Raw genomic sequence first — 23,876 nt, 5'->3', positions numbered from 1 at the left:
CGCAATACGGAGCCAGCGCACGGACTTCGGGGTCCCGGCGCTGCCAGCGGTATTTCAAAAGATTTCTACCTGAAAATATGGCGGGCGTAATCATACCCGCAAACGTCGTAAAGTCCTGCCAGACGCCGCACGCGACGCACATAATCCGGATAATCCTTGCGATCGAGGCTCCATCCCGTTTCTGCGAGCGCGCTCAGGCGCGGCAGCAACATGTATTCGGCCTGCGAAAAGGTCGGAATATACTCCGTCCAGAGGTTGGCCTGCACGCCCAGGACACAGCTCCGCTGCGCGGGCGTCAGCCCGGCATAGGGGTCAAGCGCATAGGCTTTTTCGACGGAGACATACCCTCCCCAGGCAAGCGGTTCGGCCTCGCAGTCCTCCGACTGGTAGTAGTCGAAATAACAATATTCCGCAGGCGACATGATCACCTGGTTTCCCTGCCGGGCAGCCCGCACGCCTCCTTCGGTCCCGCGCCACGACATAATGGTCGCCGTCGCCGTGACATCGCCTTCGAGAATTTCATCCCAGCCGATCAGCCGGCGCCCGTGTGCATTGAGAAATTTCTCCACGCGCGCCGTGGCGTAGTTCTGCAACTGCCGGGGACGTTTCAGCCCCTCGGCCTTCATCCGGGCCCGGCACGCCGGACACCGCTCCCACATCACCGTCGGACATTCGTCGCCCCCGATGTGGATATACTCCGAAGGGAACAGTTCCACGACTTCGTCCAGGACCCCTTCGATGAATTCGAACGTAGACTCCCGGCCGATGCAAAACACGCGGTCGTCGATGTCCCACGTCTGGCGCACCTCGTACTGCTCGCCCGTGCAGCCCAGCCACGGATAGGAGGCCAACGCAGCCACCGCATGCCCCGGAAATTCGATTTCGGGAATCACCGTCACCGACCGAGCCGCGGCATAGGCCACCACATCCCGGATTTCATCCTGCGTATAATAACCTCCGTGCGGGGTTTCGTCGTAGCGGCACGACGCATCGTACTCGCCCCCGGGGTCCTTGCCGATCAGCGTGCGCCTGCGCACCGAACCGATCCCGGTCAGTCTCGGATATTTTTTAATCTCGATGCGCCACCCCTGATCGTCGGTCAGATGCCAGTGGAAAACGTTCATCTTGTGCAGCGCCAGGATGTCGATCATCGTTTTGACCTCGTCGACCGTAAAGAAATGACGGGCCGCATCGAGCATCGCGCCCCGGTAAGCCAGGCAGGGCTTGTCCGCGATCTCCACCGCCGGGATTTCGACCGCCCGCACGTCCCCGGCCGTATAGGCCTCCAGGGGAATCAACTGGCGAAGCGTCTGTACGGCATAGAACGCCCCGTGGACGCTTCCGCCCGTGATGTCGATTCGCTCCGGGGTCACCGCAAGGCGGTAGGCCTCGGCGGGCATTGCGGGATCGCAGGCGATATTCACCGTCCCCGGACACGCCTCTGCCGCAGTTTCCACGGCCAACGCCTGCCCGAAAACAGGCGTCAGCGCCTCGTCGAGCGCCTGCAGCGCATCGGCCATGCCGTCGGCAAGCACCCTCACGCGCGTCGAAGCCTTCAGCACGAACACGCCCGGCCCGGCTACGACCGATTCGGGACAGGGTACGACGGCTATTTCGCCGTCGGTCGGAATCCGCCTGCCGCAGCCGCAAAGGAGCGCACACGAGACAAAAATCGGGATCAGTTTTTTCATCGACATCCTATTATTCGCAGGCCGAAGCTCCGAGCAGGCCGCCGTTTTCAATGGTCGAACAACAGATATGGAGCCGCTCGACGGTTTTTTCGTAAGGAAACTCCCGGAGCGTTTCGTACATCGCGTCCTTGTAAAAATCGAACGCCTGCGCGATGCTGCCACCGAAAACGATCACTTCGGGATCGTACGCGTAAAGGATCATCATGACCAGCCGCCCGATATGGCCCCCGAACTCGTTCCACAGGGCAAGTGCCCCGGCGTCGCCCTCCCGGGCGCGGTCGGCGGCCTCCTTGCCGGTCGTACCGCGGCCCACGAAGAACCGGCTGCTGCAATAGTATTCGTAATCGCGGTCGAGATAGGGGATGCTCCCGATCTCCCCGGCCCCTGTGTTGTGCCCGGCATGAAGCCGCCCGTCGATCACCACACCTGCCCCGACGCCTGTTCCGAGCGCCACGCACACGACACTGCGGTAACCGCTCGCTTCGCCGAACCGGCATACGCCCAGCGCAAAGCAGTTGCAATCGTTGTCCACATGGACCGGCACGCCGAAACGCCGTTCGAGCCGGTCCTTGAGGTGTACCTCGCGCCACGACGGAATCCCGACCACATTGTAGACGATCCCCCGCTGCGCATCGACCACCGACGGCACACCGATACCGATACGCGACACCTCGGGCGTGATGAGCGACGCAATGAGCGATACGATGTGTTCCACGACCTCCTCTTCCGGACGGTCGGCCTTACAGGGTTCGGAAAGCAGCCGGACGATCCGTCCCTCGTCCACCAGTCCCACGCGCACGTTCGTGCCGCCCAGGTCTACACCAATTCTCATTTCAGCGTTATTTTTCGATTTTCCGTATCTCTCCGTCCCGGAACTCCACGTGGTCCACGATGCGCCCGTCGCGCTCGTGAATCCAACTTTCGAAACTCCGTTCCCCGGCCCGAAGCACCAGCAGGCGTACCCCCGGCCGCAGGTTGTTGTAGGTCGTATTGTCGCCCGAAAACCGGCCGTAACCCAACGCGATACCCTTCTCCGCCACGATGTAGTCGATGTCGTGGTCGTGTCCCACGAATATGCCCATCACGTCGCCCGATTCACGCATCGCCGCGAACATGCCGGTGTTCAATTCCCCGGGACATTCGTCCTCGGCGGCGCGGCCGATATGCGTATTGGCGGGATTGCGCCACGCAGCCACGTATTCGGGCAGCGCAATGTGGAAGAAAGCCAGCGCAGGCAGCGGCTTACCGCCGTTCGCCGCCGTATAGGCCGCGCTCCGCGCCCGGAACCAGCCGACCTGTTCGTGGGTGAACCACGCATAGCCGTCCAACTCCTTAATCGGGGAATAGTCGTGCGAATCCATGCAGTAAAGCAGTGCGGCCGTTCCGTTTGCACCGTTTACCTCAAGCACCGCATCGGCCAGCTCGCGGTTAGCACCGAGCGTATTGAGCGACTGCGGAAACGATGTCACGATGGCCGCGATCTGCCCGCGCGTCAGGTCCTGCTCCGCGTCGTGATTGCCGAGGACGACACAGAACGGCAGTTTGCGCTCCGCCACGGGGGCGAGCACGCGTTTCCACGCCTCGGCAGCCGGACTCCCCGTCACCACGTCGCCCGTAAAGATCACCACGTCGGGGCGTTCCGTATCGAGAATATAGCGCATCTGAGCGAGGGTTTTCTCCGCCTCGGCGCGCCGCGCTTCCGTTCCCAGGTCGAGATGCACGTCGGTGAACTGCGCGATTTTGAGTTTCCCCTCCCCGTCGAACCGCAGGACCGGGGTCTGAGCCGGCGACGCACTCCACAAGGCAGCGGCGCACAGCAAAGCCAGTATCTTTTTCATAAGCAGCAAGAGTTCTTTCGTTTATTTCAGGCTGACGGGCCCGCTCTTTTCGACACGTACCGTGCGGCTCTCGCCGTCGCCCCAGTTGACTACCAGTTCGAACGGCACATTGGTGACGACCGTCACCGACGGCGTCTCCGCCGCCGAACCGCGGGCCCTGACCTTCAGGTCGACGACACCCTCCGGACCATAGGGATAGCGCTCGATGCCGTGGGCTTCGGTCTGTGTGACATCCCACACGATGCGTCCTTCGGAGAAGTCGGATTTCACGCCCAGGACATACTCGATAAAAACGGCGATGGGCGGCAGGCCGGTCCAGCCCACGAAGTCCTTGCGGGCCATGAAGCCCGGTTCGATCTTTTCGGGGGCATAGTACTCCCAGAAAGTCCCGGTATCCTTCCAGACCTGGAATACGGCGTTGAAATGGTTCGCCGCGATCTCGCGGGCCAGGTCTCGGTAACCCTTGCGGTAGAGGCCGTCGATGACCATATAGTTCGTCCCGGGCCAGACGCCTCCCTGCCAGTAACGGCCCGTCGGATTGTATTTCGGATGATCGGCCGACAGCGACGGCACACGGTGCGGGCGGGCGAACTCGGCCGTATCCGAAAGATGGGCCACCAGCCTGTCGAGACGCTCTTTGTTCAGCACGTCGGTCTGCAAGGCCCAGTAGGCCCCGATACCCTTCGTCGCGCAGAGCGTTCCGTCGCCGTAGCGGTCGCAGAGAAAACCCGTCTCATCGTTCCACAGGTGCTCGTTGACGTAACTGCGCAACTGTTTCATCTCGTCCTCCATCTCCTCGATCTCCTGCCACCGCTCGATGTGGAACCCGATGTTCAGCAGGGCATCGTCGACCAGCATCTGCTGCAGGTTGGTGTCGAGCCATACCATGTGTCCGTGTGAGAAAATCTGGTTGTATTGGGGTTTCACGCGCGGCATGTTGTCCATGCCCGTTCCCCAGCCGCTCGACCAGTAGGTCCCGTCAGGCCACGTGCGGTTCAGACGCCACCATTTGGCATAAGCACACAGGGCCGGAAAAATCTTATGAAGGCGTTCCACGTCACCGAACTGACGAAAATACATCAACTCAACCCACGGCAGCAGGTTCGGACCCGTGGAGGTGGGGTCGTAACGCTCGAAACAGTCCGAACCGTCGGCCCGGATCTCCCGGCAGATGAAGCCGTCGGGATGCTGCTTGGCGTAGAAGTTGTCGAGCGAACGCTGGAACGGGAAATAGCGGTAACCGTAACGGGCGAACATCATCATGAACGACGCATCCCACATGAAGATATTGCCGTTATAGGCTACGTCGAGGTACGACGCGACGAATCCCGAGCCCTCCTGCGGCTGGCGGATATTGCCCACGGCGATCTTCCACGCGTGCCAATACATCTCGATCTCCTTCTCGTGCCCCTCCCAGACGGGTGCGGGGAGTATCTTCCGGGCCTCGGCGAACGGACGCGGCCGGGTCAGCCGGGGCTTCGCCGTCCGGAAATCGTTTTCAGCCACGAACACCTCCTTGACGTAGGTGTTCTTATAGGGCAGCTTGTAAGGACCCGACGTGAGGTCCTGTGCCGCGCATACGCCGCAGAGGGCTATTGCGAGGAGAGCCAGCAGGCTATTTTTTCGGTTTCTTCGCATCTTTTTTCACATTATTTTGGGTGGAAGTCAATTCTTTGATACGGCGGGCGATCTCCGTGTTGCGGTATACGCCGCAGAAACGGTCGGCCCCGGGGCCGTAGGCAAACACGGGAAGCAGGATCGGCGTATGGTCGTCGGAGACGTAAACGCCCATCACGCGGCCCGTCTGCTCATCGCCGTCGACGAGCGTCAGGCCGCCCGTTTCATGGTCCGCGGTGACGATCACGAGCGTCTCGCCGTTGGAATCCGCGAACTTCATCGCCTCGGCGACAGCCAAATCGAAGCTCAGCATCTCGATGATCGAACCGGGCAGGCATTTCGAGTGGCCCGCATAGTCGATCTTGGCTCCTTCGACCATCAGGAAAAAGCCGTCGCCGCCCAACTCCTGCAATTTGGCGATCGAAGCTCTCGTAGCGTCGGCCAGCAGCGGGAGGTTCGACTCTTCGGCGGCATCGTCCATACGCTCGTCAATGCAGATCGTCGGACCCTCGGCGGCATTGATCCGGTCGACGGCATGCACGAAATTATACCGCTTCGAAAGTTCCTCTTCAAGGTTGCGGCCGTCGTCGCGGTGGGTGAATTTGCGAATACCGCTGCCGCACACCAGGTCGACATGCCCGTCGAGCAGGTCGGCGGTCAGTTCATCGGAGTTGTCTCGTTCGGTATTGTGGCCGTAGAACGCCGTCGGAGTGGCGTCGGCGATGTCGCCCAGCGTCAGCACGCCCGTCCGGAGGCCCTTGCCGTGAAAATAATCGGTCAGCGAAGGATAGGCCACGCTGTCGGGACTTATCGAGATATGGCGGTTATCGTGGGGCTCGCCCGTGGCCAGGGCGCTGCCGCCGGCTGCCGAATCGGTCGTAAATACATCGGCGGCATTATTCTGCTGCAGGCCGATGTACTTCATGCCGAACAGCGAAAGTCCCTTGTTGGCATATGCACCCGCAGCGATCTGCGCCAACCCCATGCCGTCGCCGATCAGGAAAATAACGTTTTTGATTCTCCCCGTGCCCCCGTCGTTCAGGTAGGTCGGGGCATAAACGTCGATGCCCTTCGAGAGCTGGAGCTTCTCGTTCTGGAACCCGGCGAAATCGCGCGTCGCCTTATCCAGCCGCTTGGTTCCCGTCACGCCGTCGGAGGCCGTGCGGCGTTCGCCGATCCGGAAATTCTTGTTGCCGAAGTCGCTGAAGAAATCGGCGCAGGCTTCCGGCCGGTCGGTGTTGATGTAATCGATCCCCATGTCGTAGAACGTGTAGTATACCGTCACGCCCTCGGGAGCACCCCAGAAACGGACCGGTTTGCCCATAGCATGCGCCCGGTCGATCACCTTCTCGATATTTTTCAGTTCGGCGGCAATGATCGAACCTTTGCCGTTCCAGACGGAGAAATCGCCGAAGTCGGCGCTGACAAGCGCGATGCGCTCCAGTTGCCCGGGCGTATAATCGGCGTCCCACGCCCCGTCGAAAAGCACATAGGCCGGATATTTCGCGAAGTCCGCAGGTGCGGGAACCCGCCCCGTAACGGCAATGCGCACGGCCTCGGGGTTGACCCGCGTATCGAACACCGCCGGATATTTGTCCAGCAGTTTCACCACGGCGTCGAGCGTAGGCGCGGTTTCGGACTTGAGCTCGATCATCAACTGCAGGTGGTCTTCCGACCCGGCCCAGGCGCGGTTGCCGTTGCGGGCGAACAGCGTCACGAGCGGCTCGACATAGAGCGCCTCGAAGGTCAGCTCCGGCGTCAGGTCGGGCAGGTCGTGCCCTACGAGCAGTTTGCCGTCGACCAGGAATACATCGGCCTCGATCGAGTAGACCTGCTGGGCATAAGCCTGGTAGAAGGGTACGGTGCGCGCATAGTCGTTGTGCGAGTGGATCAGTATGGGGCGTTTGGCCGCAGCCGTCGCACAGAGGCAGAGCAGCAGGGCCAGCAGGGGAAATCCGAACAGTCTTTTCATAGTTTGCAGGCGTATTTATGGTTTTACAAAACGAATGGCGGCCATCACGGGGGCATGGTCGGAAACGTAACCGCCGTCGAGCGTGTCGGGCAGAACCTCGTAACGGTCGACTGCAACCCGGTCTCCGGTAAAAATATAGTCGATCAGCGGACGTTCGCCCTCGGGGATCGCCCCGAAGTCGGAGAAACTCCACGGTGTCCCGGCCAGTTGTGCGGCAATGGCTTTGGCATCGTGCAGCAGGCCGTTGCGCGTGACGTGTGCGATGACCTCCGACGACGGTTCGGCGTTGAAATCGCCCGTAAGGATCACCGGGCGCCCGCCGGACATCGCAACGATGCGTCGGAGCAGCAGCGACACTCCTTCGCGGCGGGCCTGTTCGCCGACATGGTCGAGATGCGTGTCGATGAAGAAGAACTCCGCACCGCTCTTCCTGTCGCGCAGCACGGCCCACGTGGCGGTACGCTCGCAGGCCCCGTCCCAGCCCAGCGACCCGGCGGCTTCGGGCGTCTCGCTCAGCCAGAACGTTCCCGATTCCACCCGCGTGAAACGGTCCGTGCGGTAGAACACCGCGCAGTATTCGCCCCGCTCACGGCCGTCCTCACGGCCCACGCCCACCGCCTCGTAGCCGGGCAGACGGTCGAGCAGGTCGTGCAACTGGCCCGAAAGCACCTCCTGGGTTCCGAAAACGTCGATGCGGTGCGACGTGACCACCTCCGCCGCACGGTCGCGGCGGTACATCCAGTTGTTCTCCCCGTCTTCAGGGTTGTCGTAACGCATATTGAACGTCATGACGTTCAGTCCGGCCTGCGGGGCCGCTGCGCAGGCGGTCATTACCGCCGCCAGAAGATAGATCAGTCGTTTCATCGTTTGTGCACTTATTTTCCGAGCAGCAGGTTTTCAGCGGGAATCGGTTCGAACTCCGTCTTCCCGGGCGCTTTCCAGCCCCACGAAAGGTCCTGTCCCTCGTAATCCTCGAAATAAAGCAGCGTGTAGGGATGCAGCCCGGCTTCGAGCGCTACGCGGCCCGAAGCGGCCACCGAAGCGTGCGAACAGTCGTTGTCGACGACCCTGCGGCCCCCGACGAGCAGTACGCTGCCGTCGTCGCTTTTGGTCATGAACTCCCACACGCCGCGTTCGGGAATGCGGATCAGCCCTTCGAAAACATAGCCGAAATGGTCTTCCTCGGGCGCACCGGCAATCGAAGGCTCGGGCATCGTGCCCTGCGACACGAACCGCCCTTTGGCGATGTCGGCGACCTGCGAGAACGTGCCCTCGTAATAGCGGTAACGCACGCCCGGAGCCTCGGCCTGCACGGCTGCCGGCCGCATGAAGACCGCCTTCTCGGCATGGAGCGTCAGCGTCCGGCTCGGAGCGGCTCCCTCCTTGAAACCTTTGGCCCGGAGCGTCAGGGAGCGGTCGACCGGAACCGGCACGGCATAGAGCGCCGAAGTTTCCGTGGGTTCGGAGCCGTCGAGCGTGTAGCGTATCTCCGCCCCGGCGGTCGTTGTCGCCAGGTCGACCGACAGCGGTTCGCTGAAAAGGCTCGCGTCGCAGGTCGTATAGGGAATCGAAACCACCTCCCCGGCGGTCAGCGAACGGGGCCATGCGCCGGGGTCCGTGCCGCGCTCCCGATTCGGTTTCGGCTGAAGGACAAAGCGCAGTTCGCCGCCCTGCATCAGCTTTTGGGCCGGAATGTAGTTCGTGCCGACCGGTTCGCCGTCGAACGTTACCGAAGCGATGTAACGGTTGCGCGCAGGGTCGTTGGCCGTAACCGTCAGCGTCCACCCGCCGGAAAGCCGCACGACGGCCTTTTCGAACAGCGGCGTCGTAAGGACGAATTCGTTCGAACCGGGGCACACCGGGTAGAAACCCAGCGACGAGAAGACATACCACGCCGACATCTGTCCGCAGTCCTCGTTGCCGATGACGCCCGCGGGCGTCGGGGCATACATCGCATCGAGCAGCGTACGCGTCAGCTCCTGGGTACGCCACGGCTGGCCGGCGTAATTATATAAATACGCCATATGGTGGCTCGGCTCGTTGCCGTGGGCATACTGCCCCATCATCCCGGTGATGTCGACCATGCCGACATCCAGTCCTGCGGGCGTTTCGAGCGTAAAGAGGCGGTCGAGCTGGCGGATGAACTCTTCGCGGCCGCCGAAAAGCTGGATGAGACCGTTCACGTCGTGCGGCACGAAGAAACGGTACTGCCACGGCGTAGCCTCGGTATAGTCGCGCCCCGAAACGAACTCCTCGAAGGGCGCCGCCCAACTGCCGTCGGACTGCCGGCCCCGGAAAAAACCGGTCGAACCGTCGAAAACATTGACGTAGTTGAGCGCGCGGGCCGAATACTCCGCGAAATCGGCATCGCGGCCCAGCGCCTGGGCCATGCGGGCGATCGCCCAGTCGTCGTAGGCATATTCGAGCAGGCACGATACCGACTCGCGCCTGACGTTCGACGGGATGAAGCCCTGCGAAACGTAGTAATCCGAACCCTTCTTATTGATGTTCGACGAACGTTTCATCGCCTCGAAAGCTTTTTCAACATCATAGCCGCGAATCCCCTTCAGGTAGGCGTCGGCAATGACCGACACGGCATGGTAACCGATCATCGTGTGCGTCTCGCCCGATGCCAGCGGCCAGATCGGCAGTTCGCCCGTCGTGTCGTACATGTCGAGCATGCTGCGGATCATGTCGTTAACCAGCCGTTCATTGACAAGCGTCTGGAGCGGATTCCACGCCCGGAACGTATCCCACAGCGAGAACGTGGAGTAGTAGGATTCCCCGGCAGGCAGTTGTCCGACGGTCTGGTCGTGGCGGCGGTACTGCCCGTTGACATCGCTCATCAGGTTGGGCGTCAGCTTGGTATGATATTGTGCCGTATAGAAGTTTACACGCTGGTCATGCGTGCCTCCTTCGACGACGATGTCGCCCAGCGCCTCGCGCCAGCTCGCGGCGGCCCGGGAGCGCACCGCATCGAAATCCAGTTCCGGAACTTCGGCGAGGCCGTTCTCCCGCGCATTGGCGGCGCTCACCGACGACAGGCCGACCGCCGCGGTCAGCTTTTCGACTTCGGGTGCGAAAGTCAGCACGGCGAAATCGCCGAACAGTTCCGCTTTTCGGACCGGCTCGGAGAAACGGGCTGCGAAATAGACATAGTGGTCGTTCACCCAGCCCTGCGTCCTGCGCATGCCCGTCAGTTCGCCCGACGCCCATTGCAAGTCGTGCAGGTCGACCTTTTCGTCGGTGATCGTATGCCCCAGATCGACCACCACGCGGCGTTCTCCCGCACCGCGAAACGTGTAGCGGTGCACGCCCGTACGGGGTGCGGCGGTCAGTTCCACGTCGATGCCCTCGGCCGGAAGCGCCACGGCGTAATAGCCGCACGACGCCTTTTCATCCTTGTGCGAAAAAGCGTAGGGTTTGTGGTCGAACACCGGGCCGGAAGCGCCTTCGGTCACGACATTCCCGCGCAGCGTGGGATAGAACAGCACGTCGGCCAGGTCGGCACAGCCCGTACCGCTCAGGTGGGTATGCGAAAAACCATCGATGGTCGTATCGTCGTAGTGATAACCCGAACAGGCGTCCCAATCGCCGGCGCGGGTATCGGGGCTGAGCTGCACCATCCCGAACGGGGTCGTGGCGCCGGGATAGGTGTGGCCGTGAAAACCCGTCCCCACAAACGGATCGACACAATCGACCGGATCGGTCGAACGGGGTGCACAGGAAGCGACCGCAAGGGTCAGCAGTGCAAACAGAGGGGTTCGCATCATGGTCAGCAGTTTTGTCCGACCCCACCGGAAATTAAAGGAGAATGCACCGTAAAGACGGCAGTCCGGCCTGCGGCGGTTCTCCGGCGCATCCGATAGCGGGTCGCGAAATTTTAGGTTATACAAATGTAGTGCATCCCTCCGGGCCGGACCGTGGTCATTTGCGCTTTTACATCCTCAAATCACGCATAAAATTCCCATCCGCACGACAGCAGCCCGGCCGGAAAATCAGAAAAATCACGCCTTTAGGAAAGGAATCTGCAAAAAAAGCCTATCTTTGACTACGAAAACCCACTCGAAAAATGGCACGCGTAATTTTCCTGACGGACTTCTCCGAAGAATACGCCCGCAGCATCCTGCTGGGAATAGCCCGCTACGCCAAAGAGACCGGACAGGCCTGGAACCTGTGCAAACTGCCGCTTTCGATCCGCGACAAATTCGGCATCGAAGCGGTCGTCGAGTGGGCCAAACGCATGAAGGCCGACGCCGTGATCGGGCAGTTCTACAACACGGATAACGTGGACCTGTTCCTCCAGAACGGCATCATCGCCGTGGCGCAGGATTTCAAGAAACGCTTCACGACCATACCCAACATCACCGGACCGCACCGTCTGGCCGGAGAGATGGGCGCCGAATATTTCATCAAAAAAGGATTCCGCCATTTCGCATTCTACGGCGTGCGCGGCATCGTCTGGTCGGATGAGCGCTGCCAGGGATTCCGCGAAGCCGTCGCCCGCGCGAATCCGGCCTTTACGTTTTCGGCCCTGCACAACAACTCGCAGAACGACCTGTGGTACTACGACTCCACCCAGCTCATCATCTGGCTCCAATCGCTGCCTAAACCCGTTGCAATCATGGCCTGCGACGACAACCAGGCATACCATATCACCGAAGCGTGCATGCAAATTGACGGGGGGGGGAATTTCCGCATTCCGGACGACATTGCCATCCTGGGCGTCGACAACGACGAAACCATCTGCCAGCTCTCGTCGCCTAACCTTTCGTCGCTCAACCAGTCCGTCGAGCAGGGCGGCTACGACGTAGCCAAACTTATCGACCGGCAAATCCGCACCCCGGAAGCGGGCTGGGAAGACGTTGTCGTCAAACCGACCCACATCATCACGCGCCAATCGACCGACATCTACGCCAACAACGATCCCTACATCGCCAAAGTCCTGAAACACATCCACGAGAACATCAGCCAGAAACTCACGGTCGACAACCTGGTGACGCTCGTCCCGCTGTCACGGCGCCTGCTCGAAACCCGCTTCAAAAAGGAGATGGGCACTTCGATTTACGATTACGTCATCCAGATCCGCATCGAAAAGATGGCTCAACTGCTGTGCGAAGGGCTGAGCGTCTCGGACGCCGCCGCGGAACTGGGTTTTTCGGACATCAAAAACGTTTCACGCACGTTCAAGCAGCTCAAAGGCTACACCCCTTCCGAATACCGGCAGGCGATGTCCCCGACCCGGTAACCCCCGCCGCAACAACCGTACGCACGAAAAATCCGGCGGAACCTCAGCCTGAAAACCGAAATCCCGCCGGATACTTTTTGTCCGCAGCGTCACTCGATGCCCCGGAATACAAAATCGGCATACCGGTATCCCGCACGGTCGTACAGGCCGCGCAGCGTGCCGAGCCGCCGCACGAAATCGTCGTAGTCGCGCCTCTCGGGAGCCCACGCCACCTCGGACATGGCCGCCAGGCGGGGCAGCAGCATGTACTCCGCATGGTCCATCGTGGCGATGTACTCGGTCCAGAGGTTGGCCTGGACGCCGAGGATGTTGCGGGCCTGCGCTTCATCGAGCCGGTCGAAGGGGTCGTAGCCGTAGAGTTTGCGGATCGGGACGTTACGGCCGATTGCCAGCCGCTCGCCGTTCTTCTCCGGGTCGGAAGTCTGGTAATAGTCGAGGTAGAAGTAGAACCGCGGGGACATGATCACCCGGTTGCCCGACTTCGCGGCCTTGATTCCGCCCTCTGTACCGCGCCACGACATGACGATCGTCGAGGGCGTCACGCCGCCTTCGAGCAGTTCGTCCCAGCCGATCATCTCGCGCCCGTGGGCATGCAGCCACTCCTCGATGCGGCACACGAAGTAGCTCTGGAGGGCATTCTCGTCCTTCAGCCCTTCCTGCCGCATGCGGCGCTGGCAGTCGGGACACTTTTCCCACCGCACCTTGGGGCACTCGTCGCCGCCTACGTGGATGTATTTCGACGGGAAGAGTTCGAGTACCTCCGAAAGCACGTTTTCGAGAAACTCGAAAGTCGTCTCGCGGCCCGCACAGAGGACATCGCTGCTGTAAAACCACGTCGTACGCACCTCGTAAGGTCCCTGCGTACACCCCAGCCACGGATACGACGCCAGCGCGGCCATCGAATGGCCGGGCAGTTCGATCTCGGGAATCACGTCGATACAGCGCTCCGCGGCATAGGCCACCACCTCACGGATTTCGTCCTGCGTGTAGTAACCGCCGTAGGGCGTGCCGTCGTATTCGTCCGAGGTCTTGTAATGGCCGATCAGCGTCTCTTTGCGCACCGACCCCACACGCGTCAGTTCGGGATAGCGTTTGATCTCGATGCGCCACCCCTGGTCATCGGTCAGATGCCAGTGGAAAGTATTGAGTTTGTGAAGCGCCATGATGTCGATGAACCGTTTGACATCCTCCACGGGATAGAAGTACCGTGCCACGTCGAACATCGCACCGCGGTAGCCGAAAAACGGCTTGTCGCGTACCTCCGCAACGGGGACCCGGCCGCCGCCGATCATCTGGCGCAGGGTCTGCACGCCGTAGAGCACCGCCCGGGGCGAGCCTCCGCAGATCAACACGCCTTTCGGCGTCGCGCTCAGGGTGTACTCTTCGTCCGGGAACGTACCGTCCAGTTGCAGGTCGATGCCCTTGTGTACGGGTTTATCCGTCACGACGGGCTTCCGCACCCCGGCATCGGCCAGATAGCCGGCGCACAGCGCAGCAACGGATTGCAGCGACGGGTCGTCGTAACCGATCTTGCACCCACGGCCGATGCGGAACGTCCCGTCGCCCGGAACGACCGACACGGGGCGGGGAATGACATGGATTTCAGGCAGCGGGGCTTCGGCGCACGCAGCCGAGAGCAGGAGCACGGCGACAAGGATCAGGATTCTTTGCACAAATTCGGGATTTTGCCGTCAGCGACCGGGACGGGATTTTACCCGTCCCGGTCGTCTGTGAGGTTATTTTTTGTTGTAACGAATGGCGAAATAGTTCATGCACGACGGCGAGTCGATCGGCTGCGCGGCATACTCGTCGAGGCTTCCGCCGAGGTTCCGGGCCGCCTGCAGGCGGATGTAGACGTTCTTTTTACCCAGCATTTCCAACGGCAGTTTTACATCGACGGGTTTCCATCCCGCATACTGCCAGTAACGCGTCGCAGGAGTCCAGCGCGCCATGTCGGGCACGGTGTAGGAGTCGATATAGGTCCAGTCGTCGTCGTTGTCCATGTTGCCCGTCTCGGACCATGCGACGTTGAAATAGCGGGGCGAACCGTATTTGCCGCTGTCGTAGCGGTCGTTCAGCACGCTTACCTGCATCGACAGCACGTCGGTCGAGATACCTTCGGTCGAGAAATTGACGATCCACGCATGGCCGCGGTCGTTGGCCTTGTCCCACCAGTACCAGTCGACCCATGCGGGGCCTTCGGCACTGCCCTTGCGGGGAACCTTGCCTTTGCCTCCGCCCGAGGTGTCGCCCGAGGTGTTGTTGTTCACGTCGGCGAAATCGCGCCACCAGTCGGTTCCGTCTTCGAGGATGATGCCCATGCCGTTGACATTGCCGATGTTCGACCCGAAAATGAACGTAGATTTGTTGCCTACCGGCCCGAGGTAGCTGAAATCCTCGTTGGAAAGGATCTTGATCGCACCCGTCCCGTCCTTGTAGCTGTGCGTCAGGTAGCCGTTCGTGCCGTAGGTCGGATAAACCTTGTTGTTGTCGTACTGCAGGAAACGGTACTCGGTCAGCAGCGCCGAGAAGCTGTCCTTGAAATCCTCGGCCAGCCCGTCGAAGTCCGATTTCGAAACGTGGCGCAACTGGTAACGGCCGATATAACCGTAGGAATCGTCGTCGCCGCTCGGGTTGTCCTCCCACTCGAAACGCGGGAACAACTCGTGGACGACGATGCCCGAGAGTTTGCCCGAGCCATAGGGCAGACGGCTGCCGTCGCGGCGGTAGAGGCACGTCGTGTTGGTGTAGAGGTAGATGTGCTCGCCCTCGATGTCGCGCACGAGCGACGCGCATTTCTCCGTACGGTTGGCGCCCGTGGCATTGGCATAACCCTCGTTGATCGGGGTCAGCGGACCTTTGCGGATCGGCAGTTCGCAGTCGGTGAGCGTCACGTAAGTGTAGATATCGTCGTCGGTCAACTGGCTGATACGCTTTTCCCTGTGCGGAATATCCGCCGCCGTGCCCAACTGCGAACTGATGATCATGGCCGATTTCACGCCCTTGAGCGCAAAACGGTCCGGATCGGTATCGTGGACCAGGCGCACGCCCTTCAGCGAGAGCTGGATGCGGCTGTAACGCATGAAAATGTTGTCGTCGGCGGTCTGCGTTTCGATCATAAAGCCCAGGCTGCCGTCGATGCTCTCGACATAGGCGGTCTTTTTGCTGACCTCGTAGTTGATCGTAGACTCGGTGGTCATGGGATTGGCCCCCATGTTGCCGCCCGCGGCGTCGCTGACGACCCATGCCGAAATATAATAGTCGTTTTCGATGGTCACGACCTGCCCGGGACCGCACAGCGAACGAATCTCTTCGAACGAACGCTCCGTGCCGAAATCGTCGTGGGCATTGGCCTGCACGACGTAGAGTTTGGCCGAAGTGACTTTGTCCCAGCCGTTCGTGAACGAGAGCGTTATCTCCGCCGAGCGCATATTCTCCCCGTCGGGGTTGGCCTGCGTGGCGAAGAGCAGCGCCCCCGACCGGCTGTCGACGCGTACGTCGGAAATCCAGTCGGCAGCGCCCTCGTCGGGATAAACGACCTTCGTCACGAGGCGTTCCGCGCCGATATTAGTGTCGAGCGGAGCCGAAACCGACTGCTCGCCGCTGCTGCCCTTGACCGAAATGTTGGGCGCGGGAAATACGAGCCGCTCCTCGATCAGCCCCTCCTGGCGGATGTAAACCGTATCGCGGCGGCGTCCGCTGTCGTCCTGCAACAGCAGGCGCGCCACGCGGGCGAACGAGTCGTTGGCTCCGTAGGCGACACTGAAAGCGCCGTCGCCCGGAATCCGGCCGGTATGAAATTCGACCCAGGGAGTCGCTTCGAGCAGCGAGACGTTGCAGCCGCGGTTGCTGTACACCTCGACTTCGACCGTGCCGCTCTGTGCCGGCACGATGTATTCGCCTTTCACGGCGCCGAGTTCGATGACCGGGACGGAGTCCGGATCGTCGGCGCAGGCCGCCGCACAACCTGCGAAGGCCGTCAGCAGCAACAATTTCCAGCTATTTTTCGTTTTCATGTTGTCTTGGTTTTAAACGGGTGGTTAATCCAGCAGGCGGACCTCGATGTCATCGACGAAATAGTAGCTCGTCGTGGCCGCCGTACCGGTTTTCTCGAAGAAGTTGAACGAGGTATCCTTCGACACGCCGTCAGCGATCAGCCGCACTTCGGCCCAGCCGTCGGTTCCGATCGTGGAGTTGGGGATGTAGGCCGACGTAGCGGGCGTGAAGGCCATCTTCTCACCGTCGATGTAAACCTCCTGGTAGGTCCCCTTGTCGATCCAGCTCTGGAACGAGTCGGTCATATTCGCCCCTTTGACGTAGCAGAGGCGGAAGGTGATCTGCACGCTGCCCGAAGCGTCGGCAGGAATGTTCGCCAACTTCGGCGTGTGGATTTTGCCGCGGCCCAGCGTCGGCGACCCGACGCGCAGGCAGCCCTGGAACTCGGCGCATCGGTAGAGGTAAGTCCAGTCGTAGAGGTTGCGGTTGCGGATGTAGTCCGCCGTCACGTTGTTGACGGCCGCAGGGGGAGCTATGTTCCACGAATTGGTGTAATCCGCTGTTCCGGCGGCATTCTCCATTATGTAGAAAGGAGCCTCCTCGAGACCCGTCGCCGATCCCGCGGCGGTCGTTCCGGCCAGGCTGCCGCTGCTCTGCTGGGCTTCGGTCTGCGAGGGCGAATACCCCTTCGTATTGCCGATGTAATTCCCGCCCCAGGCACAGGCGTCGAAATACTCCGCGAACACCAGGTCGGCGTCGGGTGCATAGGCGATCGCAGGGGTCTCGGTCACGACGTTCCGCTTGATCGTCCGCGGGGTCGGCGAATCGAGGGTCATCGCCCGGTGCGAACGGTCGGTGATGCGGATTTTCAGCCCCGAAGCATACGCGCGGGCAGGCATCACCACATAGAAATCGGTTCCGCTTTCGCTCAGTGCGACGCCCTCGCCCGCACCGCCGCAGTTCATCACCAGGTGGTAAGCGCGGGCCGAACTCGCCGTGCCAGGCACGAGGATTTTGTTCCCCTCGCTGTCGGTTTCGAGCGTGGAATAGCCCGAAATCGGAGCGCCCGACCTGTCCTCGACGAGAATGGTGTTGATCGTCGCCGAGCCTTTGAGCGTCAGTTTCAGCACGCCGCACATGTTGCGCAGCGTGACGTTCACGTAACCTTTGTCTTCGTCGATACCCGTCGCTTCGCCGTACATCGGCATCGCATTGCGCCCGAAAGTGCCGGGACCGGCGTAGAACTGCGCCAGCGGCAACTTGAAGTTGGCGGCCTCCTTCGACTGCTGGAGGAAATTGCAGGCCGACGGGAACACCACTTCGTAACGCGGGGCCTCGGGAACTTCGGGCACGGCGGCCGAGCCGTCGTCGAGCAGGAAAACCTCGTAGGCCACGCCGTTGATATCGACCATATCTCCCGGCTGGAACTTCACGCGCAGGGTTTCGTCCAGCATGGCGCGCGTGTCCGCCCCTGCATCGAGGCGCAGCGAAACGCGTTTCACCGGAGCTGGCCCGGGCAGGCCGGCGGTCTCGACGGGAATTTCGGAACACCCCGCCAGCAGCAGGCCGCAAGCTATCAATAGATTCTGTATCTTTTTCATTTTTGCCTCTGTTTAGTCGGTTACCATTCGTTGTCGTCTTTTTCGTCTTCCATCTGGTCGCCTTCCAACCCGCCGATGTCGCACTTCTCCTGCGTCAGGGTTACGTAGTCGGTCGTAATCGTCCGTCCGCGTCCATCGTCGTAACGCAGGGCGATGCGCGCCGAACGCGGTGCGGCGGGATTGGCCGGGACCTTCACACTCAGCAGGCCAGCCTCGCGGTCGATCTTATAATCCGTCAACCAGCCTTCGGCGCCGGTCAGGTAGTCGCACACCAACGTCAGGCCGCCGTAAATCGCCGGAATGTTGCACTCGAAGGCCTGTTTGAACGTCTCGCCGTAGGCAGCCGCGGCATGGGTCTCTTCGGCAGGCGTCATCGTCAGTTTCAACGCTTCGGCGCTCTGCGTGACAGTGGCGCGGGTCTCGTAGCGGGCGCCGTTGCCGTCCGTAACCCAGAGGGTCACCGTGGCGAAACGCATCGCCCCGGTCGTGTTGTCCGTCACCGTGAAACGCAGCGACTCATCGTCGAGCGCAACATCGGTAATCCACCCTTCGCCGCTGTCCTCGCCATAGGAGACTTCGTGCTGCACGCGCTCCAGGTCGGGACCGAGGTTGCTCGAAAGGGTCATCTCCACGGGACATCCTTCGCCCAACAGCGCAACGCTTCCGGGCGTAACGGTCAGCGTCGGGTCCGTAATTCCCGCGGCCTGGAACATCACCACTTCGCAGAGGCGGTCCCCGGAACCGATGCGGATGGTCGCCTTGCGCGACAAACCGCCGTTGGCGTCGTATTCGAATACGAAATCGCCGTTTTCGCGCCCCGACGCCCGGTCGATGCGCGCCCATGCGCCGCCGGATTCCGAATCCAGGGAGAGCGACCACTTGCCGGTCGAATAGACCATCACGCGGGTCACGCCTTCCTTGGCCGGCAGTTCGACCAGGTTGTTATCCACGGCCAGCCGGATCGTCGGTTCGAACGGCTCGTTGCACCCGTACAGCGCCCCGCAGAGCGCCGCGAGCAATGCAATGCCTTTATAGCTGAATCTCATAATGTTCCGTTTTTAGGTTAAAGTCCGTATTTTTCATACTCCTTGTTGTCGAGCGCATAGCCCGAGTAGACCACCTGCGTGTCGGGAATCGGGTAGTATTCGTGGCAGGGCAGGATGGCGTTGCGAACGGTCTCGTAATCGGCCGATTCGAGGGTCTTCGTATACCAGATACCCCACCGCACCAGGTCGAATTTGCGCTGAAACTCGCCGATCAGTTCGCGGGCGCGCTCGTTCTGTATCTCTTCGAGCGTACGCTCCCAACTCTTGAAGACCGTGAATTCGGCGATACCCGCACGGTTTTTCACCTGGTTGAGATAGAATTTCGTCTGCTCCAGATTCTCCTTCATACACCAGCACTCGGCTGCCATCAGCACGGCGTCGGCATAGCGGAAAACCTTGTAGTTGTTCGAGTCGTAGCTGTCGCGCATGCCGGGACACCAGAATTTCGGGCCGAGCCACGGGCGCGTCCCGACGCTCTTGAACTCCTGTCCGCCGTACTCCCACGCGAGGTTCATCTCCACACGGCGGTCGCCGCCCGTACGGGTCTGCAATCCGGCGCTGAAAACCAGGTTGGGCCGCATGCCGGGCCACACGTTGGCGTCGTCGCCCAGCTCCTCGATCTTCACACCGTCGAAAACGTCGCTTCCCGACTCCGCGGTGGTCTGGTTAGGCATGCAGATGCAGGCGTAGTTCGAAGTATAGATCAGGCCTCCCGAAGTGTAGGAATGCTGGATTTCGAGGATCGACTCGGGAGTGTTCTTCATGCGGAACGGAACGTCCGAGAGCGGGTACTGGTCGAGCGTGCCGTAAATCTTCTCCAGTTCTGCGAGCGCTTCGAGCGCCGTGTCCCACTGCTTGTTCCACATCGCCATCTTGGCGGCGAGCATCCACCCCACGGCCGCACCCATGCGGTTGTCGGCAACCTCCGACGAACGCACCTGGTCGAGGCTCGGGACGTTATCCATCAACTCTTCGATCAGGTAATTGCGGGTCTCGACGGCCGACATGCGCGGCAGCCGGGCTGCCTGGTTGAGCAGCTCCTCGGTATTCACGTCGATCGTGTAGAAGGGCACGTCGCCGAAGACCGACGTGAGCAGGTAATAATACATCGCCCGAAGGATCATGCCCTCGGCCAGCAGCTTTTGGCGATCATCCTCGCTCACGGTGGCATTCTTGATGCCCTCGATGGCAGCGTTGCAGTACATCACGGCCTTGTAGCCCTGCGTCCACACCGTAGCTCCGTAACCGGGCAGCGCAGGCGAGATTTCGAGACGCGAATCGTAGACCGTCGGCGAGTTGTGGAACAGCAGGTCGGTGACCCCCTCGGTCATCACGCCGAAGTTGAAGTTATAGATCGTCTTGAGCGGAATGTAGCAACTGTTCAGACCGGCGATACACTCCGACTTGTTGCGGTAGAAGTTGCTCCGGTTGACGAAGAACTCGGGCGTTTCCTGAAGCGAGCAGGCTCCCGTGAGCGCCACCGCCGCCGTCAGCAAAACCAGTTTTATCGATTTCATAATCGTAGTCGTTTTTTGATTAGTAGCGGATTTGAACACTGAAAATCACCGTGCGCGCCCGCGGATAGGCGCCCATATCGACGCGGCGCAGCGTCGAGCTTTCGCTCGAAGTCGAAACGTCGGGGTCGAAACCGTTGTACTTCGACCACAGGTAGAGGTTTTCGCCGCTGACGCTCAGCGTGATGTCGCGCAGCCACTTCACCCGCTTGCGCAGGTCGAACGTGTAGGCCACCGAGACGTTTTTCAGGCGCAGGTACGACGCGTCGTGCACCTGCAGGTCGCTCGGGACATGCACCTGCACACCGCCCGCGCGGGGCAGGTCGGAGTCGGGGTTGCGCACCGGATGCCACGAGTTGGCCATATAGCGGTACTGGTTCGTGGAGTAGGTTCCCGCCATGTAGAGCTCCGAGTAGTTGTAGATTTTGCCGCCGAGCGAATAGGCGAAGTAGACGCCGACCTTCAACTGCCCGATGTTGAACGTGTTCTGCAGACCTCCGTAGATCGTGGGGTCGGCGTTGCCCAGGTAGACCAGGTCCTTCTGGTCCAGCGAGCCGTCGTTGTTGGTGTCGACGTAGCGCGGCAGGCCGGGGTTGATCGCGGTCGTGGCCGAAACATAGGTGTGGGTCACCTTGTTGCGTTCGATCTCCTCCTGGTTGTGCCACACGCCGCCGTACTTGAAGCCCCACAGGGCGTTGAGCGGCCGACCCTTGACATAGCCGTACATCATGTACTGGCTGTTGCCGGGGCTGTTCATGGCGCTGACGAAATCCTCCGTACCGATGTCCTCGACCATCTGCTTGTTGTGCGAGAGCGTGAGCGACGTCGACCACGAGAATTTGGGCTTAACGATGTTGCGCGTCTCGAGGGTCAGCTCGAGGCCCTTATTCGACGTGCGTCCGATGTTCTCGAAGTGGCTCGTATAGCCCGACTGCGCGGCTTTCTGGACCGAGAGCAGCAGGTCGCGGGTCTTCGAAATGTAGCCTTCGAAGGTGATGTTCAGGCGCTTCTTGAACAGCGAAGCGTCGATGGCGGCGTTGTAGAGGTCGGTGGTCTCCCACGTCAGGTTGTCGCTCGCCACGCGCACCGGGTAGTACGCCGTCGACTGCGAGCCGCCCAGCAGGTAGCCGCCCGAGGTCGAGGTGTAGGCCTCGATCGAACGGTAGGGCTTGATGGCGTCGTTGCCAGTGCGTCCGGCGCTCAGGCGCAGTGACAGCTCCTCGACCCAGCGCACGCGGCGCATGAAAAACTCGTTGGAGATGTTCCACTTGACGGCTGCCGACGGGAAGAAGCCCCACTTGTGGTTGGCGGCGAAGTTCGACGATCCGTCGTAACGGCCGGTCAGCGTCAGGTAGTAGCGTTTCTTGTAGTTGTAGTTCACGCGGGCCAGCACCGACATCTTCGTAACATAGTTGGTATAGGAGGTGCACGTGTAGTTCTCCTTGTCGTAGATGCCGTTCATGTTGTTCCACTTGTTGTCGTCGACGATCAGCCCCTTGGCGGTGAGTTCCATGCCGTTGAGGCGCGATTTCGAGCCCGTGAAGCCGCCCATCACGTCGAACTGGTGGCCCGTTTTCGAGGTGTAGGCGTAGGTCGCGGTGTTCTCGGTCGAGAGCGTGCGCGTGTCGTACTCGGCGCGGTAGCCCTCGCCGCCCTCGCCTTCGTTCTTAACGGGCAGCGTGCTCGGGTAGAAGCGGTAGTCGTGCCGCTGGTAGAGGTAGTAGGTGAACTTGCTGCTGATCTTCAGCCCCTCGACAGGTTTGATGTCCACATAGAGGGTGTTAGTCGAGGCGAATCGCTCGAGCGTGTTCTCGTTCAGGTCGATCGTGAAACGCGGGTTGTTGATCGTCTGGCCCGAACCGTAGAAGGGGTTGTAGGTGTCCTCGGGACCCAGGATGGGCGCCAGGTAAGTCGCGGCGTTCCACACCGACGAGCCGCCGATGTTGGCCTTGTTGTTGGCCTCGTCGCGGTAGGAGATCGACGAGTTGACGCCCGCCGTGAACCACTTGGCGAATTCGTGCGAGACGTTGACGCGGGCCGTCGTGCGCTGGAAACCGCTGTCGTCGACGATACCCTGGATGTCGCTGTAACCCAGCGACACGAAGTAGCTGCTCGTCTTCGAGCGGCCCGACACCGAGAGGTTGTAGTTCTGGTAGGGAGCCGTACGGGTGATCTCGTCGATCCAGTTGGTTCCCCGGCCCAGCGAATAGGGGTTGTTGTAGGTGTAGTCCTGGACCGGACGGTTGCCCATCTGCCAGTTGAAATAGGTCACGTCGTTGCGGTAGAGGGCGAACTCCGTGGCGTTCATCACGTCGAGGTTGCGCGGAAGCTGCGAAAAGCCCATATCGGCCTTGAGCGTGATCCACGGTTTGCTCACCGTGGGATTGCCCTTCTTCGTAGTGACGATGATTACGCCGTTCGACCCGCGTGCGCCGTAGATGGCCGTCGACGAGGCGTCCTTGAGCACCGAGATCGACTCGATGTCGGCCGAATTGATGTCGCTCAGGTCGTGCACGGCGTCGATGATGCCGTCGACCACGATCAGCGGCTCGTTCGACGCGGTGATCGAGCGCGTGCCGCGGATGCGGATCGAGGTCGAGGCGGTCGGGTCGCCCGACGTAGACATGATGTCGGCGCCGGCCACACGGCCCTGCAACGCCTGGTCCACCGAGACCACCGGAATGTCCTTGATGTCGCCCATCTTGACGTTGGTCACCGAACCCGTGAGGTCGGTTTTCTTCACCTCGCTGTAACCGATCACGACCACTTCGTCGATGTCCTTGTTGTCAGCCACCAGCCCGACATCAATCTGCGAACGGTTGCCGACGCGGATTTTCTGGGGAACGTAGCCCAGGTAGGAGAAGTCGAGCACCGACTCGGCGGACTGTGTCCGGAGGGTGTAGGCTCCCTTTGCGTCGGTCGTGGTTCCGCGCGTCGAACCCGAGAGCACGACCGTCACGCCGGCCAGCGGGCCGCCGGTGTCGCTGTCGGTCACGACGCCTTTCACCACGCCCGGTTCCCGGGTTTGGGACACGGGTTTCAATGCCACGTCGACCTGCGTCCGGCCTTCGGTGGGGACCTTCCGGGCGACGTATCCCTCCAGGGAGAATTCGAGTACGGCCTCGGCGGAGGACACCCGGATGGTGTAAGCGCCCTTTGCGTCGGTCGTGGTTGCCGCAGCCGCGCCGGAGAGTTTTACACTCACACCGGCAAGCGGCCTGCCGCTGTCGCTGTCGGTCACAACGCCTTTCACTCCGGCGGCCGTCTGGGCCGTCAGCGAAGAGAGGGTGACCGATACCAGCACAAGCAGCGCTCCGATCATTTTGTAGAATTTTCTCATATTAGGTAGTATT

The 23,876-nt window shown here is 61.1% G+C and carries 15 protein-coding genes; 2 read left to right on the top strand and 13 right to left on the bottom strand.

Going from position 1 to position 23,876, the window contains the following annotated elements; translation table 11 throughout:
• Positions 1-65 precede the first annotated feature (65 nt).
• The 7 genes from I2E69_RS05180 to I2E69_RS05150 are packed head-to-tail and all read right to left on the bottom strand — an operon-like array spanning position 66 to position 10,891.
• On the bottom strand, positions 66-1,691 hold the full coding sequence (locus tag I2E69_RS05180; RefSeq protein ID WP_195459441.1) for a beta-N-acetylhexosaminidase: 1,626 nt from the start codon (positions 1,689-1,691) through the stop codon (positions 66-68).
• Between the two features lie 10 nt (positions 1,692-1,701).
• Positions 1,702-2,523 carry an ROK family protein gene (locus I2E69_RS05175; RefSeq protein ID WP_195459437.1) on the bottom strand — a complete coding sequence of 274 codons (822 nt, stop codon included), beginning with the start codon at positions 2,521-2,523 and terminating at the stop codon, positions 1,702-1,704.
• Positions 2,524-2,530: 7 nt separating this feature from the next.
• Complete coding sequence (locus tag I2E69_RS05170) at positions 2,531-3,529, bottom strand: metallophosphoesterase family protein (RefSeq protein ID WP_195459434.1); 999 nt, start codon at positions 3,527-3,529, stop codon at positions 2,531-2,533.
• Between the two features lie 21 nt (positions 3,530-3,550).
• Positions 3,551-5,167, bottom strand: a complete 1,617-nt coding sequence (locus I2E69_RS05165; RefSeq protein ID WP_195459431.1) for an MGH1-like glycoside hydrolase domain-containing protein — start codon at positions 5,165-5,167, stop codon at positions 3,551-3,553.
• Complete coding sequence (locus I2E69_RS05160; protein ID WP_195459429.1) at positions 5,145-7,118, bottom strand: alkaline phosphatase; 1,974 nt, start codon at positions 7,116-7,118, stop codon at positions 5,145-5,147. Before I2E69_RS05160 ends, I2E69_RS05165 begins: the two co-directional genes overlap by 23 nt.
• A gap of 15 nt (positions 7,119-7,133) precedes the next feature.
• Positions 7,134-7,982 carry an endonuclease/exonuclease/phosphatase family protein gene (locus I2E69_RS05155; RefSeq protein ID WP_195459426.1) on the bottom strand — a complete coding sequence of 283 codons (849 nt, stop codon included), beginning with the start codon at positions 7,980-7,982 and terminating at the stop codon, positions 7,134-7,136.
• An 11-nt stretch (positions 7,983-7,993) separates the two neighbouring features.
• On the bottom strand, positions 7,994-10,891 hold the full coding sequence (locus I2E69_RS05150) for a GH92 family glycosyl hydrolase (protein WP_410489098.1): 2,898 nt from the start codon (positions 10,889-10,891) through the stop codon (positions 7,994-7,996).
• A gap of 41 nt (positions 10,892-10,932) precedes the next feature.
• Here I2E69_RS05150 and I2E69_RS05145 point away from each other — a divergent pair, with 41 nt between their 5' ends.
• On the top strand, positions 10,933-11,169 hold the full coding sequence (locus I2E69_RS05145) for a hypothetical protein (RefSeq protein ID WP_195459423.1): 237 nt from the start codon (positions 10,933-10,935) through the stop codon (positions 11,167-11,169).
• A gap of 21 nt (positions 11,170-11,190) precedes the next feature.
• A complete protein-coding gene (locus tag I2E69_RS05140; protein ID WP_195459420.1) occupies positions 11,191-12,366 on the top strand; it encodes a xylose operon transcription regulator XylR in 1,176 nt (391 codons plus the stop codon).
• A gap of 89 nt (positions 12,367-12,455) precedes the next feature.
• On the opposite strand, the gene I2E69_RS05135 is transcribed toward I2E69_RS05140, so the two are convergent.
• From I2E69_RS05135 to I2E69_RS05110, 6 genes are all read right to left on the bottom strand, one after another.
• Positions 12,456-14,039: a beta-N-acetylhexosaminidase gene (locus tag I2E69_RS05135; protein ID WP_195459417.1), complete on the bottom strand. Its 1,584-nt coding sequence runs from the start codon at positions 14,037-14,039 to the stop codon at positions 12,456-12,458.
• A 63-nt stretch (positions 14,040-14,102) separates the two neighbouring features.
• Entirely contained in the window at positions 14,103-16,382 is a 2,280-nt protein-coding gene (locus I2E69_RS05130) for a DUF5689 domain-containing protein (RefSeq protein WP_195459415.1), read from the bottom strand.
• Between the two features lie 24 nt (positions 16,383-16,406).
• Positions 16,407-17,963 (bottom strand): hypothetical protein, encoded by a 1,557-nt coding sequence (locus tag I2E69_RS05125; RefSeq protein WP_229095393.1) that lies wholly within the window; start codon positions 17,961-17,963, stop codon positions 16,407-16,409.
• A gap of 20 nt (positions 17,964-17,983) precedes the next feature.
• Complete coding sequence (locus I2E69_RS05120; protein WP_195459412.1) at positions 17,984-19,009, bottom strand: BACON domain-containing protein; 1,026 nt, start codon at positions 19,007-19,009, stop codon at positions 17,984-17,986.
• A gap of 17 nt (positions 19,010-19,026) precedes the next feature.
• Positions 19,027-20,526 (bottom strand): RagB/SusD family nutrient uptake outer membrane protein, encoded by a 1,500-nt coding sequence (locus tag I2E69_RS05115; RefSeq protein ID WP_195459410.1) that lies wholly within the window; start codon positions 20,524-20,526, stop codon positions 19,027-19,029.
• Positions 20,527-20,545: 19 nt separating this feature from the next.
• Entirely contained in the window at positions 20,546-23,863 is a 3,318-nt protein-coding gene (locus tag I2E69_RS05110) for a SusC/RagA family TonB-linked outer membrane protein (protein ID WP_195459408.1), read from the bottom strand.
• Positions 23,864-23,876 lie beyond the last annotated feature (13 nt).

Source organism: Alistipes sp. D31t1_170403_E11 (genome assembly GCF_015553985.1).
In the GTDB taxonomy this organism is placed as follows: Bacteria; Bacteroidota; Bacteroidia; order Bacteroidales; family Rikenellaceae; genus Alistipes; species Alistipes montrealensis.
This window is presented reverse-complemented; position numbering and strand designations above follow the sequence as displayed.